10 protein-coding genes are annotated in these 17298 nt (G+C 55.0%); 6 read left to right on the forward strand and 4 right to left on the reverse strand.

The window, feature by feature from the left end; translation table 11 throughout:
* Positions 1–3: 3 nt before the first annotated feature.
* Complete coding sequence (gene smc, locus BMZ14_RS05960; RefSeq protein WP_074795804.1) at positions 4–3528, reverse strand: chromosome segregation protein SMC; 3525 nt, start codon at positions 3526–3528, stop codon at positions 4–6.
* A gap of 125 nt (positions 3529–3653) precedes the next feature.
* Between smc and queF the strand changes: the two genes are divergently transcribed.
* Positions 3654–4073 (forward strand): preQ(1) synthase, encoded by a 420-nt coding sequence (gene queF / locus BMZ14_RS05965; protein ID WP_074795806.1) that lies wholly within the window; start codon positions 3654–3656, stop codon positions 4071–4073.
* 153 nt (positions 4074–4226) lie between these two features.
* Positions 4227–5726, forward strand: a complete 1500-nt coding sequence (locus BMZ14_RS05970; RefSeq protein WP_074795808.1) for a transglycosylase SLT domain-containing protein — start codon at positions 4227–4229, stop codon at positions 5724–5726.
* A gap of 119 nt (positions 5727–5845) precedes the next feature.
* On the opposite strand, the gene BMZ14_RS05975 is transcribed toward BMZ14_RS05970, so the two are convergent.
* Positions 5846–6742 carry a pirin family protein gene (locus tag BMZ14_RS05975; RefSeq protein ID WP_083396681.1) on the reverse strand — a complete coding sequence of 299 codons (897 nt, stop codon included), beginning with the start codon at positions 6740–6742 and terminating at the stop codon, positions 5846–5848.
* Positions 6743–6770: 28 nt separating this feature from the next.
* Positions 6771–7100 carry an SMR family transporter gene (locus BMZ14_RS05980; protein ID WP_074795810.1) on the reverse strand — a complete coding sequence of 110 codons (330 nt, stop codon included), beginning with the start codon at positions 7098–7100 and terminating at the stop codon, positions 6771–6773.
* A gap of 252 nt (positions 7101–7352) precedes the next feature.
* Here BMZ14_RS05980 and BMZ14_RS05985 point away from each other — a divergent pair, with 252 nt between their 5' ends.
* From BMZ14_RS05985 to BMZ14_RS06000, 4 genes are all read left to right on the forward strand, one after another.
* The gene (locus BMZ14_RS05985; protein WP_074796490.1) at positions 7353–8522 is read left to right on the forward strand and encodes a DUF1207 domain-containing protein; all 1170 of its coding nucleotides are present in this window, start codon (positions 7353–7355) and stop codon (positions 8520–8522) included.
* A gap of 144 nt (positions 8523–8666) precedes the next feature.
* Positions 8667–10490 carry a single-stranded-DNA-specific exonuclease RecJ gene (gene recJ, locus BMZ14_RS05990; RefSeq protein ID WP_074795812.1) on the forward strand — a complete coding sequence of 608 codons (1824 nt, stop codon included), beginning with the start codon at positions 8667–8669 and terminating at the stop codon, positions 10488–10490.
* Between the two features lie 197 nt (positions 10491–10687).
* Positions 10688–14149, forward strand: a complete 3462-nt coding sequence (mfd, locus tag BMZ14_RS05995) for a transcription-repair coupling factor (RefSeq protein ID WP_074795814.1) — start codon at positions 10688–10690, stop codon at positions 14147–14149.
* A 184-nt stretch (positions 14150–14333) separates the two neighbouring features.
* On the forward strand, positions 14334–15971 hold the full coding sequence (locus BMZ14_RS06000) for a sensor domain-containing diguanylate cyclase (RefSeq protein ID WP_074795816.1): 1638 nt from the start codon (positions 14334–14336) through the stop codon (positions 15969–15971).
* A 98-nt stretch (positions 15972–16069) separates the two neighbouring features.
* Here BMZ14_RS06000 and BMZ14_RS06005 read toward each other — a convergent pair whose 3' ends face one another.
* On the reverse strand, positions 16070–16948 hold the full coding sequence (locus BMZ14_RS06005; protein WP_074795818.1) for an SH3 domain-containing protein: 879 nt from the start codon (positions 16946–16948) through the stop codon (positions 16070–16072).
* Positions 16949–17298: the final 350 nt, after the last annotated feature.

Raw genomic sequence — 17298 nt, forward strand, 5'->3', positions numbered from 1 at the left:
CGATCAGCTTATCACAGCGGCATCGCTCAGCCGGACAGCTTCTTCGATCTCTACCGCGACCACCCGCGAAACACCTTTTTCCTGCATGGTGACACCGATCAATTGCTGCGCCATTTCCATAGTGATTTTGTTATGGCTGATGAATATGAATTGAGTCTGACGCGACATTTTTCGCACCAGGTTGCAGAAGCGTTCTGTATTGGTATCGTCCAGAGGAGCATCCACCTCATCCAGCAGGCAAAACGGTGCCGGATTCAGCTGAAACAGCGAGAATACCAGCGCTAGCGCCGTTAATGCCTTTTCGCCGCCTGACAGCAAATGGATGGAACTGTTTTTCTTGCCGGGTGGTTGTGCAAAAATCTGTATCCCCGAATCCAGTATTTCTTCGCCCTTCAATATCAACTTCGCTTGCCCGCCCCCGAACATGGTGGGAAACATCTCATCCAGGTGACTGTTGACTTTGCCGACAGTGTCCAACAGACGCTCGCGGGTTTCCCGGTCTATTCGCCGGATTGCATTTTTAAGCGTCTCCGATGCTTCCTCCAGGTCCTGCGACTGCGAATCCAGATAGGCCTTGCGCGCCCGACAGGATTGCAATTCGTCGAGCGCGGCGGAATTGACCGCTCCCAACGCGGCTATTTCCCCACTGAGACGATTGATCTCGGCTTGCAGTGCGGAAGGCCGCCCTTTCCCAAGTGCACGCATCAACTCATCCTCCGCCTCACCCGATTCCTTTAATTGTTCGCCGAACCGGTTCTCCGTAATTCTCGCCTCCTGTTCCTTGAGCCGCGCCTGGCTAATGGCTTCTCGCAACGGTTGCAATTTTTGTTCGGAAGTCATGCGATCCTGCTCTATCTCGCGTAACCCACGAGCCACGTCTTCCAGAGAATTGCGCAGCACAGCCAATCTCTGCTCGCGCTGTTCCCGTATTGTCAACCGTTCCTGGAGCAGGTTGTTCAGTTGCGTTTCTTCAAATCCGCGTTGCTCGGCTTGCAATCTTTCCAGATGAGCGTTGAACTCGACCATATTCTCGTCGATGATCCGAATTGAATTCTCCAACTCGGCGATTTTATCCTCGCAGTTTTTTTCATGAAATACCGCCTCCTGCATTTCCCTTGCGGCTTTTTGCGCTAGTTGACGCTGTGCGGAGAGGACCTGTTCGGCCGCATCCCGAGCCAGTTTTTGTTCTTGCACCTGCTGTTGCAGCAGCTCAATCTGAATCCGGCACTCCGCCAGCCTGGTTTCCGCATGCTGCTTTCGGGAAGCCTCCACCCCGGCCTGCTGCATGATCTCCGCCAACTCGCCATCAATCTGCTTGCGGCGCTGACCCGTGCGTTCGGCTGATTGAGCAAGCTTCAACGCCTGCATCTGAACTTCATGATGCCGCTGCTGGAGCCGGCCGCTATCGTGCCGCAAGCCGGAGGCAGTCGATTCAAGCTCGTGACAGACTTCCTCCGCCGTCTCCAGCGCTGATCTCTCGACCAGGAGGCTTCCTCTCAATAAATCCGCTTCAATTCGGATCTGGGCTATCTCGCGTTGGCGCGCAAGCACCCCGTGTAATTGGGAATCGGGAGCGTAATAGGTAAGGCTGTGTTGCGTAATGATATGTCCTTCGCGGGTCACCAGTATCTCGCGGGAGGAAAGTTCCATTCGCCGGGAAAGCCCCAGGGGCAGGTTCTCAACCGTGAAAACCCCACCTAACCACTCGTCCAGCACGCATTGCATTCCTGCATTGCCGCAGGTCAGATACGATTGCAACGGAATGTAGCCTTTCCTCTCCGGTGGCACATCCCGGGCTTGTTGGTCCGGCTCGAAAAGTGCCCATTTTCCGGGAGGCGGCTCACCCGCCCATTCGTGCACCGCTTCCAACTGCTCAAGCTGAGAGCTGTTCAGACGCTCCCGCAGCACAGCTTCGAGCGCGTCTTCCCATCCTTTCTCGATCTGGATGTTTTGCCACAAACGCGGCAAGGTATCCAGCTGATACTTCACAAGCCAGGAGCTCAATCCCTCGCTGCCTTCGAGTCGGTTCTGCAAGCGCTCCAAGGCATTAAGACGCGCTTCCGCCTGGATAATTTGTTGCTCCAGAGCCTGTACTTTACGTGCACGCTCTCCTTTCACTTCTTCCGCACTCAGCAGCAGGTCTTCGGTTTGCGCAAGCATTTCCTGTTGATGTTTCAGGCCGGCCGCCGTATCTTCCGTCTCCCGATTCAAATGCGATAACTCTTCGATTTCGGGCGGTGGCAAGGCGTCATGCTCAGCAGCCAGCCGTACGCGGCGCAATTCGAGTTGCCGGAAGTTCTTTTCGGCATGGCCGCGATGACTTTCTTCCAGTTGCCCAGCCTGCTCAACCAGCAGCAAATTCCGCTGTATTTCAGCCAGTTTTTCCTGGCACATGCTAAAAGCCGAGTCCGCCAGCGGCAGCTTTTCATTCTCCACAGCGGTTTTTTTCTTGCCCGCTTCGCGAGCAAGAGAGGCGACCTCAACCTCGGCCCTCAAACGATTCAAGTTGTCAGCTGCGTCTTCCGCCTGTTTTTCCTTACGCTCAAGCTGGCTCCTCACTGTACTGATCTGTTGCACGATACGTTGACGGTTCTCGCGCATGTGGCGTATTTGCTGTTCGATATGCGCAACCTCCGCGTTCGTGGCATAAAGCTCGCCCTGCGCCTGATGCAGACTGTCGCCAACCTCGTAGTGCAGCCCGCGCTTTTCCTCAAGCTGTTTTTCGGCGCGGCGCAGATTCGCGATTTCCGCGTCCAAAGCCGTTTGGAGCGATTGAAGCTCTTTTTCCGCAAGTGCCCGCTGCGTGGCCGCCTCGTGTTTGCGGGCGCAGCACAGCAAACTTTGCGCCCTGAGCCGCCGGTCTTCCATATCCCTGAATCGTGAGGCGACCTCGGCCTGCCGTTCCAGCCGTATCAGTTGTTTTTCCAGTTCCTGGCAAATATCGTTCACTCGCAGCAGATTTTCGCGAGCATCGGTCAAGCGGGATTCAGTCTCACGGCGGCGTTCCCGGTATCTGGAAATACCGGCGGCTTCCTCCAGAAATACGCGCAACTCCTCCGGCTTTGCCTCGATAATGCGAGAGATCATCCCCTGCTCGATTATGGCGTAGCCGCGGCCGCCTATGCCCGTGCCAAGGAAAATATCCGCGACATCGCGCCGGCGTACATGGATATTATTGATGTGGTAGGCCGATTCCCCATCCCGGCGCAATACCCGCTTGATGCAAATCTCCGCGTAACTCGACCATTGGCCGGCAGCCTTTCCCATATTGTTGTCAAACATCAACTCAACGCTGGCTCGCCCAACCGGTTTACGATTCGCGGAACCGTTGAAAATCACATCCTGCATGGACTCGCCGCGTAATGCGGATGCCCGCGATTCGCCGAGAACCCAGCGCACCGCGTCAATGACGTTGGATTTGCCACAGCCATTAGGACCCACAACTCCTACCAGATCGCCCGGAAGGGGAATCTCGGTGGGATCGACGAAGGATTTAAAGCCGGCAAGTTTGATGTGGGAGAGGCGCAATTTGTGGTTCGCAACCAGTTATAATTGTGCAGCCCGGATAAACGGCCTGGAAGAGGCCGCGATGGGCCGCTCTGGAGAATGTGTCCAGGAAAGATTATTCTAACCGATTTGCCCGAGATAAGAGAATGCCCAGCAGCCCTACAAAAAACCTGGAAATCTTCGACAACCCGGCGCCGGCGCGGGATTACCAGATTCACATGGAAATTCCCGAGTTTACCTGCCTTTGTCCGAAAACCGGGCAACCTGATTTCGCTACGCTGATTCTCGATTACATCGCGGATGAAAAATGCATTGAACTCAAGAGCCTCAAACTTTATATCTGGTCCTACCGGAACGAGGCGACGTTCCATGAAGCGGTGACCAACCGTATCGTAGATGACCTGGTTGCCGTCCTTGAGCCACGCTACCTCCGCCTCACCGCGAAATTTTATGTACGCGGCGGCATTTTCACTAATGTCGTTGTGGAACACCGAAAATCGGGATGGCAACCATTGCCGCCGGTGGATCTGGCGAAATTCGGGAGCCAGCCTCCGATCCGTGAATGAAATTTTTACGCCTCATGCACGAGGCCGGACTCAATCGCGCCGGGATTTATTTGTGTTCCCGGTTCCAATTTTCAACTTTTCCAATTTTCAACTTTTCCAATAAAACCTCGACGACACTTTACCTATCTTTTGCATACCCGCTGAATCATAAAAATGAAAATACAGCGATTCACAATAATCCTGGTTGCCAGCCTGACGCTGGCAACTGCAAGTTTTTTGGCACATGCAAGCGAAGTTGCCGAACCCGCTAAATCAGTAATTATTGAGTCCCTCGAAGACGAGCTGCCGGAAGACGCGCCCAATGCATCCGGCACTCTTTCTGCAATGGATGGCAATGCCGCTGTCCCCACCCCGGACGATGACGTAAGTCCCCTTGCTGAAACAAGCGATCACGCCGCTAACATATCCGTTCCCCCCATCGATCTATGGGAACGCATACGCAACGGCTTTTCCATGGATGAGCTGGATAGCGAGGAGGTGCGCAATAGCGAGGATTTTTACGCCAGTCATCCGAAATACATGAAGCGCGTCGTCGAACGCGGCAAGCGTTACCTCTTCCATATTGTTGAAGAGGTCGAGCGCCGGGGCATGCCTTCCGAGATGGCCCTGCTACCCATTATCGAAAGCGCGTTCAATCCCAGGGCCTATTCCAGTCGCCATGCCAGTGGCCTTTGGCAGTTTATCCCGTCCACCGGCAAAAATTATGGTTTGAAGCAGAATTGGTGGTATGACGAGCGCAAGGATGTTATCGCCGCCACGAGCGCTGCGCTGGATTATTTACAGAACCTGCACCGCATGTTTGGTGACTGGGAGCTGGTACTGGCTTCTTATAATTGGGGCGAAGGTGCTGTCGGGCGTTCACTCGTGAAGAACCGGAGCAACGGATTGCCGGAGGATTTCCGGAACATCAGTTTGCCGCCCGAAACGCAAAATTATGTTCCCAGGCTGATAGCGATAAAGAACATCATCTCCAATCCTGCGATGTTCGGCGTCGAACTCGAGTCGGTGCCAAACCGGCCTTATTTCGAAAAAGTCGCGACAACTCGCCATATCGATGTAAAACTCGCGGCGAAGCTCGCGGGAATCTCGGTAGATGAATTCAAGGCCCTCAATCCCGCCCACAAGCGGCCCGTCATCCATACCGACGGATCGCGCGCCTTGTTGTTTCCTGCTGATAAAGCCGAGATTTTTATGGAGAATCTTAAAAATCACGACAAGCCGCTGGTGTCCTGGCAAGCTTACAGGGCGAAAAACGGGGAGACCGCTGAAAAGATCTCGGCCCGGTATGGGATCAGCATACGACGACTGAGGGAGATCAACGATATCGGCAAGAACAGCACGATTATGCCAGGCCAGGCTTTGCTGGTCCCGCGCAATGGAAGCATGGAGGGCGAGGATATCTCCATTATGAGCAACAAACCGCTAGCCCCGCTAATGCCCGAACAGGGCTTTGTCTATGCCGTGAAAAAAGGTGATTCGCTATTCGGGATCGCAAAGCGTCACGGCGTTACCATTCCACAGATAAAATCTTGGAATGGGGGTACCGCACGGCTGCTCATCGGCCAGAAGCTGATACTCAAACATAGCTCGCCTGGCAGAACCAAGGCACCCACCCCTGAGGGCAGCGCCATGCCCGAAAAGAAACGGATGTGACTGATGACCTTGAGCCACAGCCCGGCAAAGTAACATCACATGAACAAGGAAACGCGCGGAGCCCGGTGAAGTCAGGCGTATTTTCGCCAGCAAGAAAATGTCGCGGGAGCCATTTTCCATCAAGACAGACGTCCCATCCTGCCGCTCTGGTAGTCCGTGATTGCCTGCTTGATCTCCTCGGCACTGTTCATAACGAAAGGTCCGCTCCCGACGATCGGTTCCTCGATCGGCTCGCCGCAAAGCAGCAATATCGTCGCATCTTTTGCGCTGTGGATACAAATCTGGTCACCCGTCCTTTCAAACAGGCCCACCTCGGCCGCACCGATAACGTCCGAACCACTGAGGTGTACCGAACCCTTGAGCACCACCAGCACCGTGGTATGATTTTCGGGTACAGGAAGGCAAAACGGCTGCTCACCAACCAGATGAATGTCCCACACATGGACCGGAGTGAAAGTCTGCGCCGGTCCCCTGACACCGTCAAACTCGCCTGCAATAACGCGCAGGCTCCCATGACCCCCGGGAAGATCCAGCACAGGGATCTGACTATTCAAGATACCCTGATAGCGGGGTGGCGACATCTTGTCCCTGGCGGGCAGGTTGACCCATAACTGCACCATTTCAAGCACGCCGCCGTGCCGCGCAAAATCGCGCCCGTGAAATTCTTCATGAACCAGGCCAGATGCGGCAGTCATCCACTGCACATCCCCCGGAGCGATATGGCCGCCGCCACCGGAACTATCGCGATGCTCCACCTCGCCGCCGTAGACGATGGTTACCGTTTCAAACCCGCGATGCGGATGCTCCCCAACACCCAGCCTTTTCTCTGTCGGCGGAAATTCCACTGGACCAGCGTAGTCAAGAAGCAGAAAGGGGCTGATCGCTGGCCCAAGACTCGAATAAGCAAAAAGGTTCCGTACGGGGAATCCATCGCCGACCCAACGGCGGTCGGAACCGCGCTGGATGCGCTGAAGTTTCTTGACGGATTTTCCGGCTGCTATTTCCAGTGATGTCATAATGTTCCCCGGTTGGATGTTAATCCGATCAGTGAATTGCCGACTTGGAAAATACGTTCAGGACGATCACGCCGGCGACGATAAGCGCCAGTCCCACAATGGCGGGACCATCCAGGGCCTGCCCAAGAACAAGCCAGGCAATGAGCGTAATAAGCACGATACCCGCGCCGGACCAGATGGCGTAGGCGATTCCCACGGGGATTGTGCGTAAGGTAAGAGACAGGAAAAAGAAGGCAGCGGCATAGCCTGCTACCACTACAAGGGACGGCCACAACCGGGTGAATCCGTTACTCGACTTCAAGGCGGAAGTCGCCATCACTTCACTTATAATTGCGATAGAAAGGAAAAGCCATTGCATTGCCGGTTCCTGCCTGATTGAGCGCCTGGAATTGACCTTGTCAAGATCATACCCCAAGTGGCAACAACGGTGATAATCGAAAGGCAACACCAACGTTTTATGTGCGTCACCGTACCGACCAGTTTGTCGCTCCTCAATAATGTTCAGAAAATTCGGGCGCGGTCGCCGAAAATGCCAATCTACAAGCTGCAAACTAACAAAAAAAGCAAAAACTACACATCCTCAATTACGATCCTAAAAAAGGGAAATACCGTGCGACATCTTTCTATCATCGCAGCTGCATTGTTTTTTACATCGACGGGCCACGCTGCGGTAACCGAGGACGCTTATATTGCCGGTTATGCCGCGGGAATTCTCAAGCACGGTTTCAAGGTCGAAATTCCGACTTTGATCGTGCGCGAAGGCGTCATTACAGTTCCTGCAAATAAACTGACACCCGATAACCGGGTCTCGATTGTGCAGGCACTGGCACAGATTCCCGGCGTCACCGCAGTAACCGTGTCGGACAGTATTGCGGGCGGTCCCACGGAACGGGATGCGTTCGCACCTATTCAACGACCCGGTGCCAGCGCCCGGGAACCGGGACCGGGATCAGAAGAGGCAGTTGCGAGTGAAGGAGTGCCAGCAGCAGGTCCGGCAGTTCTCGAAACCGGAATGCTGCCCAAAGGCCATCTGTTCAAGCCGTTGCTGGCGGATCCCCGATGGGCTCATTTCTCCGCCGCATATCGCAATTATGTCGGAAACAATATTGATGGAAACAACAATGGCGCGGTCAGCTTCGGGGAAACGATCCCGTTCTACCGCGGCAATTTTGGAAATTCCACCGTGCAATGGGAGGCCGGCCTCCAGGCTGCTGTCTTCAGCGACTTCAATCTCGGCGCACCCTCCGCGGATCTCATCAATAGCGATTTCATCGCATCGGCCTACGGAAGCATGCGTGCGGGAAATTTTTCCGCTTTCGGCCGCGTCTATCACCAGAGCTCGCACCTTGGCGACGAATTTTTGCTGCGCAGGTTAACCAGCCTGGAACGGATCAATCTCAGCTATGAAGGAGCCGATCTCCGCTTATCGTATGAGCTACCATATGGACTACGGGTTTATGGGGGGGGAGGAGGTATCTTTCACAAGGAACCGTCGACAATCAAGCCCTGGTCAATACAATATGGCGTCGAGTTCAGAAGCCCGTGGCGGATCGAGGTTGTATCCTTGCGGCCAATTGCGGCGGTCGACATCAAGAATCATGAACAGAATGACTGGAATGCCGACGTATCCGCGAGAGCAGGCGTACAGTTGGACCATTTTCAGACGTTCGGCCGGAAACTCCTGTTCCTGGTAGAATATTTTCACGGAAATTCCCCCACGGGCCAGTTTTTCAGACAAAGAGTCGACTATCTGGGTATCGGCGCGCACTATCATTTTTAAACCCGGGGTCAGCAAATGCCGCATGAAGGTCCTTCCTGGCAACCGCACTTCAACCATGGCCACCCGGTCGGACTGGCCATTGCTGCACGGGCTGATGAGTTTTAACGGCACACCGGCAGCAGTTGTTCGAGGACTTCCTGACGCATGTCCAACACCCTTCAGCGGGTCTTTCCACTGCACGCTTTCGATGCGCTGATCCGGCACGGATATCATCCGGTGCTGGCCCGCGTCTATGCCGCGCGCGGTATTGAAGATGCAGCTCAGCTCGAGGTGGACTGGCCTCGACTTATCCCTTTCGATCGCCTGAAGAACGTTTCACTCATGGCGCGATTTCTCGCCGAAGCTATCCTGGCGCGCAAACGTCTCCTGATCGTAGCCGATTATGATTCCGATGGCGCCACCGCTTGCGCGGTTGGCATACGCGCCCTGAGGCAATTCGGCGCGGTAGTCGATTACCTTGTCCCTAACCGCTTCGAATACGGTTATGGGCTCACGCCGGAAATCGTACGCCTTGCAGCCCGCACCGAGGCGACGGCCGCAACTGCAACCAGTTCGGCAAGCCGTCCCGACATATTGATCACGGTGGACAATGGCATAGCAAGCGTGGAAGGCGTAGCTGAAGCCCACCGTCACGGCATGCAAGTGCTTGTTACCGATCATCACCTGCCCGGAGACGAACTGCCGGATGCTGACATCATCGTGAATCCCAACCAGCCTGGCTGCGACTTTCCCAGCAAGCACCTCGCAGGCGTGGGCGTGATATTTTATCTGGTATTGGCGTTGCGGGCGGAATTGCGGGCAAGAGGCGCATTTTCCACTGCATGGAAAGAACCCAATCTTGCCAGCCTGCTTGATCTGGTGGCATTGGGCACCGTGGCGGATGTGGTGAAACTCGATGACAACAACCGGCTCTTGGTACACCAGGGTTTGCAGCGTATACGCAAGGGTCGCGGCTGTGCGGGCATCAACGCCCTTTTGCAGGTTGCGCGCCGGGACTTCCGGCAGGTCTCCGCCTATGAACTGGGTTTCATGATCGGACCAAGATTGAACGCAGCGGGACGGCTCGACGATATGTCGCTCGGGATCGAATGCCTCATTACAGACGACGAGTCCCGCGCTTCGCAGATCGCTCTGCAGCTCGATGCGCTCAACCGCAAGCGGCAGGAAATCGAAGCGGCGATGCAAGATAGCGCACTGATTCTGCTTGAGAACATCCTTTCCGCGCCCCATGCACAAAATGGGCAACATGCGGCCGTCAAGGAATCCGATGCGAGCAGCCTGAGTTTGTTCGATCCTGCATGGCATCAGGGGGTGATAGGAATACTCGCATCACGCATCAAAGACAAATTCCACCGCCCAGTGATCGCATTCGCGCGAGGCGGTGACGGCGAATTAAAGGGGTCGGGGCGGTCCATTCCCGGGTTTCACCTGCGAGACGCGCTCGATCTCGTTTCCAAACGCCATCCCGGTCTTTTGTTAAAATTTGGTGGCCATGCCGCCGCCGCGGGACTGACGATACGTAGCTGTGATTTCGAAAAATTTTGCGACGCTTTTGAGCAAACCGTGCGGTCGCTGCTCGGGTCGGCCGGCCTTAAGCGCATCATCGAAACAGACGGCGATCTGGAAGAATCCGACATGAACCTGGAACTGGCGCGGCATCTTGCGGAACAGGTATGGGGGCAAGGTTTTGCCCAGCCTACCTTCAGTACCCGCTTTACTGTGGAAGATCAGCGCGTGGTCGGGCAGAGGCATCTGAAATTAAAGCTGAGGAAGCAGGAAGCAGAAATCAGGGCGTATGGACCAGAAAAATCGGCAAGACTCAACGTGCTTTATGATGCAATATTGTTTGCTCATGCTGTCCCCCTTCCCGGCGTAATAGACGCCACCTATCGAGTGCATGTAAACGAGTACAACGGCAACGCGACCTTGCAGTTCATCCTGGAGCACTGGGTCGCGGTCGATGCCTGAAGCTCTGCATGCGTTCTCATACCATAAAGGTGTGAAAATGCTCGGGGATCGCTGACTGAGCAGTCCGGCTCATTCCGCAAAACCCCTCGTGCCCCCTCGCGAAACCAGGGCTTATACAGAGATTCCCTGCCAGTGACATATAATGTCCGTCTTTTTTTGAACTGCATTATTTGCCGTCCATCGAACCAGTATTCCAGATGCCATTCAAACTGACCATTCCCTCACCTGGCTCGACAATTCGCTATGGTCATTTCGATGGCTCCGGGGATGCGCTTGCTCTGGCCCAACTGGGGCAGGAAGCAAAACCTCTGACAATCATTACGGCAAGCGCGCTATCGGCGCAAAGGCTTCTTGAAGAAATACCCTTCTTCGCACCTGAGTTGAAAACCAGGCTGTTGCCGGACTGGGAAACGCTGCCCTATGATACTTTCTCGCCCCATCAGGATCTGGTATCTGAACGGCTTGCCACGCTTTATCAGCTCACGAGCGGCGCCTGCGATGTACTGATCGCTCCAGTCACAACCGCGCTATATCGGTTACCGCCCAGAGAATATCTTGCGGCTCACACTTTTTTTCTTAAACGGGGTGAAACGCTTAATCTGAACGCATTGCGCAGCCAGATGACTTTAGCGGGTTACACGCACGTAACCCAAGTGCTCTCACCCGGGGAATACAGCGTACGGGGCGGGCTGGTCGACCTCTTCCCGATGGGCAGCCCGCTGCCCTACCGCATCGATTTGCTGGATAATGAAATAGAGACGATTCGTACTTTTGACGTGGATACGCAGAGAAGTGTGTATCCCGTCACTGAAATACGGCTATTGCCAGCGCGTGAATTCCCTCTCGACGAAGAAGGCCGCACTCGTTTTCGGGGTAGCTTTCGTGAAAAATTCGAGGGTGACCCGTCGAAAAGCCGCGTTTATAAAGATATCAGCAAAGGGGGCACGCCTGCGGGCATCGAATACTACCTGCCGCTTTTTTTTGAACAGACTGCAACGCTCTTCGACTACCTGCCGCAGACAACGCTGCTATGCCTGCACGATGAAATTCATCCTGCAGCGGAAAATTTCTGGCGCGACACACAATCGCGCTATCAACTGCTGCGCGGCGATAACGATCGTCCACTGCTGCCGCCAGTCGAATTATTTCTCACTACAGAAGCCTTCTTCGGCGCGCTGAAGCCTTATCCACGTATCGAATTCCAGGGTGACGGACAGAATTCGAAAGCCAGAACCCAAGACTTGTCCAGGGCATTGCCGCCCCTTCAGATTGACCGGCGCGCTGATAATCCGGCAGAGAGACTTGCTGCATTTGTCGCACAATTCGCTTCCGAGTTTGAGTCCTCTGGTGGCCGCATACTGCTTCTGGCGGAAAGCCTGGGCAGACGGGAGCTGATCGCGGATCATTTGAGGCAGTGCGGGCTATTCCCGTCTATTTGTGATGATTATGCGCAGTTTCGAGCCGGCGCCGCGACTTTCATGCTTGGTGTGGGTCCCCTGCACAACGGGTTTATATTCCTGGGCGAAGGGACAGCTTTTGTCACCGAAAGCGAGCTGTACGCCAGGCATCTGCACGGGCGAGGCGAGCGTGACTCGCGCAAAACCACGGCAGTGGCGGACGCCATGCTGCGTGATTTATCGGAGATCAAACCAGGAGACCCGGTGGTACATGAGCAGCATGGCATCGGCCGTTACCTCGGGCTGGTAAGCATGGATCTGGGCGAAGGCGCGACTGAATTCTTATCGCTGGAATACGCTGGCGGCGACAAGTTATACGTACCGGTCTCTCAACTGCATCTTATTGGACGATATAGCGGAGCGACGCCGGAAACGGCACCGCTGCATAAACTCGGCAGCGGCCAATGGGACAAGGCCAAGCGCAAAGCGATGCAGCAGGTGCGTGATACCGCGGCAGAACTGCTGAATATCTACGCTCAGCGCAATGCCCGTACCGGCCATGCATTTGCACTCAAGCAACATGATTACGAGGCATTCGTCGAAGGGTTCGGCTTCGAGGAAACACCCGATCAGGCCGCTGCGATTGACGCTGTGATCGAGGATCTGGCTTCCGCAAAACCCATGGATCGGTTAATTTGCGGGGATGTGGGTTTCGGCAAGACCGAGGTGGCGTTGCGGGCTGCCTTCGTTGCTGTCGCCGATGGCAAACAGGTAGCAGTTCTGGTGCCCACCACGCTACTGGCGGAACAACATTTCCAGAACTTTTCCGACCGCTTCAGTCTGGTTGCGGATGAATGGCCGATTAAAATTGCGGAGCTATCGCGTTTCCGTTCGGCAAAGGAACAGACACAGTCGCTGGCGGGACTGGCCAGCGGGCAAATAGACATCGTGATTGGCACCCATAAACTGATTCAGAAAGGCGTGAAGTTCAAGAACCTGGGCTTGGTGATCATTGATGAGGAACATCGCTTTGGGGTGCGCCACAAGGAACAATTGAAAAGCCTGCGTTCCGAAGTGGACGTATTGACGCTGACCGCGACACCCATTCCGCGCACGCTTGCCATGTCCCTGGAAGGACTGCGCGACTTTTCCGTGATCGCTACCGCACCGCAGCGGAGGCTGGCCATCAAAACCTTCGTCAGCCGTTTATCCGAAGGAATCATCCGCGAAGCGTGCTTGCGGGAATTGAAACGCGGCGGGCAGATATATTTTCTGCACAACGAGGTGAGCACCATCCAGACCATGCATGACAAGCTCGCCCGGCTATTGCCGGAGGCGCGCATAAACATCGCCCACGGGCAGATGCGCGAGCGCGAGCTGGAACATGTAATGAAGGATTTTTACCAGCAGCGTTTTAATCTTCTGCTGTGCACAACCATTATCGAAACCGGGATCGATGTTCCCACCGCCAATACCATCATCATCAATCGCGCGGATAAATTCGGTTTGGCTCAATTGCACCAGTTGCGCGGCCGGGTCGGCCGCTCTCACCATCAGGCGTATGCGTATTTGCTGGTACCGGAAGAAGAAGCTCTGGGCGTCCAGGCCCGGAAGCGCCTGGACGCTATCCAGGCAATGGAGGAACTGGGCGCGGGCTTCTACCTTGCCATGCATGACCTGGAAATCCGGGGGGCGGGCGAAGTACTGGGCGAATCGCAAAGCGGGGAGATGCAGGAAGTGGGCTTTAATCTCTACGCCACCATGCTGGACGCCGCTGTCCGATCATTGAAAGAGGGCAAGGAACCGGATATCCAGCATCCCCTCGGCGTTGCTACCGAAATCAACCTGCATGTCCCCGCCTTGTTACCGGATGACTACTGCAACGATGTGCATGAGCGTCTGGTACTGTACAAACGCATGGCCAATTGCACAAGCGACGATCAACTGGATGACATTCAAATTGAATTGACGGACCGGTTCGGCCTCTTGCCGGATCCCGTCAGGGCATTGCTGGACTGTCATCGCCTGCGTATTGCGGCGACGCCTTTGGGGATTACCCGAATAGAAGCGAGTTGTGACTCGATACAGGTGCAGTTCGTCCCCGATCCACCGGTGGACGCCAGCAGTATTGTCGCCCTGCTGCACCGCAGCCGCGACTATCAGCTGTCGGGCCCCGACCGTCTCAAAATTCAGGTGCGGATTGCTGGCGTTAAAGAACGGGTGGCACGAATAAAAAGCTTGATCACGGAGTTGAGCGTGTAAAAGCAATCGAGGGGGCAAGCCTGGACGCCCCAGTCCCCGAGTCCATGCCGTTCCACAGGTATCATTCCCTGATTTTTTGTTTTCGGTAAAAATTCCCGTTTAAATCGTTGCTTTTCAGGAAAATGATCCTGTATTCGCGCTTAATTTGTCCGTTAACTCATATTTACCGCCGGAAATTTTTCTGATGCTGGGGTTAAAGAGTATTAAAAGCAAAATCGTGGCATTCGCCATCATGGCCACGCTCATTCCATCGGTAGGGCTGGGGTTGCTATCCTTCCGTCAAAACGAAGCACAGATCAGCGATAACGTGACGCTTGAGCTTCGCGCCCTGACAAGTTACGCCAGCCGGGAAATAGAACTGTGGATTGATAAGCGTGTACATGAAGTGTACGTTACTTCCTCGTCCAGTGCGGTAATAGACGGGTTATCGGCAATTTACCGGCCTGCGCCCGACGCGTCCGGCAGAGATCCGCGCGCGCTTGCACTTTATCTGCGGTCGGTGCAGGAAAAGCTCGAAACAATACTGGAGCTCACCGTCGTGAATGCCGCGGGGCAAGTCGTTGCAAGCAGCATGGAAACGACGGCCTCGGTGACGCTTCCGCAGGATTGGCCCCAAAACTCCCTTACAGAAGGTCTTGTGATTGAACCGGCGCACTGGGACAAGCAATATGCCACCGCAACAGTCAGCATTGCAATTCCGGTATTGTCGTACGACAACATGCTGATGGGCGCATTAGTCGCCGTGCTTGATCTGCGCGCCTTGCAACCCGAGCTGAAAAGTCCGACAAGATCACCCCCGGGCGAGGTCCTCCTGCTCGATCCGGAGGGCAGGATTCTTGTCAGCAGCCAGGCTGATGCGGAGAAGCTAAAGAAACTGGACGCATCCTTGCTCCAGAGCCTGCTCGCGCAACCGGGTGAGTCTGCCGTCTTTCAGGGGGTCACGCGTCCCGAGGTCATCGGTGTGGCCGATGTATCCGGGGAACTGGCGATCACCATTCTGGCCGAACGCGATCGCCAGGCGGTCTACGGTGACTGGATAGACCTCCGCAATATGTTCCTGGCACTTGTGGGGGCTCTGGTTCTGTTAATGGCGGCAGTGGCCTTCCAGATGGGCCGTTCGATTGTTGTCCCGCTAAAACGCCTGATACGGGCAGCAGACCGTATTGCCGGCGGGGACCTTGATGTCCGGCTCTCGGCGACGCGAAACGACGAACTCGGTCATCTTACACAGGTGTTCGACCAGATGGCCGACAGGCTGCGCCGTAATCATGCAGAGATCATGGCTGTCAACGAAGCCATGCAACAACAAAACCAGGTGCTGGCGACACTTTCCATAACCGATAGCCTTACCGGCCTGTACAACCGCAGCAAGCTGGATACCATACTGACCGATGAGCTCGCTCGATTTAAACGCACCCAACGGCAATTTTCATTGTTAATGCTGGATATCGATTACTTCAAGACCCTCAACGACAGCTATGGACACATCACGGGTGACGAAATCCTCGTCGCCGTAGCCCGAATACTTCTTCAATCCATCCGCAGTATCGACTATGCAGCGCGTTATGGTGGCGATGAATTCATTATTGTCCTGGTCGAGACTTCAGCCGGCCTCGCGTTTAAAACTGCTGAGCGGATCCGCTCGCAGGTAGAAAATATGCGCTACAGCGTCAATGGCTCGACAATCAACGTAACAGTAAGTATCGGCATACTCCAATGCCGGCCGGATGATATGACACCGACCTCGTTGCTCGCCCGCGCTGATCATGCGCTCTACGAAGCGAAAGGCGCCGGACGCAACCGGGCGCATCGCGCGCATTAGAAAAACAGCTGTCGAATCCTCCGAATCCCACGCTGGAATTGCTCACCTGCAAGTGAATCGGCAAGTGTGCCCATCGCCCCATTTGATCAGCTGAGGATTTATTCAGACGCTCGCTGGAGTTGAACGCTGCGTCTGGGCGCAGCCAACTGCGCTTCGACCAGTGTATTGAACACCCATCCTGACCGTCCATCTGCGGTAACGATTTTCAGCCAGTCTCCCCTGTACGCCTCTGCTGTCATTGTGGAGTCTTTTCCCAGCATTCCGAGCACCGCGGCTCTCAGGCTTGGCTGCTGGCGCAAATTGCTGTCGACCTTGGCGCGGAGCGGAATCGGGACCTGAAACGGAACCGTCACCTGGTGCGGATCCGCGGCTTTGTTGGCGCGATTATTCCTCACCATGTCGATGAATTCGCGGGCCTGCGCCGCGTAATCCATGGCTGTAGCATAGTTATCTTCCGCATACGACGCAGCTGCCGCACTCAGCAAAAGCTGTGCCTGAGTTTGCAATATCTTTTCGGAATCCGTCATTGAGGATGACTTCAGGTTTTCCATGATCATTTCAACTTCCGCAATAGTCGAGGCGGCGGCAGGACGCGTGGCCAAACGCCGGAGTTTCACCTTGGCCTGGGCGGCTTGACTGCTGGTTTCCTGTAAGGCCTTTGCCTGATCCTGCTGCCGAGCCTCCTGGCTGCGGATGTGCGCTTCCTTTTCCGCCAGCAACTTCTGCAGGCGCTCGATTTCGTGTTGTTGCGCCTCTTTTTCCGCCAGCAGTTTTTCGTACTCAATTTCACGCGGCCCCTTCACGCGGGATTCCGGCCGCGCACTCTCGGCCTCGACCTCGGGCAGATCGGCTTTCGGAAGAATGTTGCATCCCCCAATATTCAAACCGAGAAGCACCAGGGCTATCCAACACAGCACTTGATCCGGCTGAACCTTTGGCTGCCTGTGGAGCTTGCCGTGTTGTCCCACTAGTTCCATACTTCGTTTTCTCCCGATCTTGATATCCATACTATCAGTATGCTTATTATCCCGCAGTTGGCGCTTATATGATACGCATCATCAGGAATATTCAAGAGTGGATTCATTTATATATCTGCATTTAGGAATATATGGACGCCGGAAGCCGGCTCAGTTGGACCACGGCGCGCTGATGCCCGGCTGGTATGGAAGTTCGCCGCGATTGCTGGCACAATGCCAGCTGTCTGAAAAATAGCAGCTTCTATAAAAAATGGCTTCCTTCGCAGCGCTGCTGCGTTGGTAATCCATTGGGCTGGGTTATAACAGAGGCGTAAAGAACAACCCTCCATCTGTTCCGTACCCGAGTGCAA

The organism is Nitrosospira briensis, assembly GCF_900115125.1.
Classification (GTDB): Bacteria; Pseudomonadota; Gammaproteobacteria; order Burkholderiales; family Nitrosomonadaceae; genus Nitrosospira; species Nitrosospira briensis_A.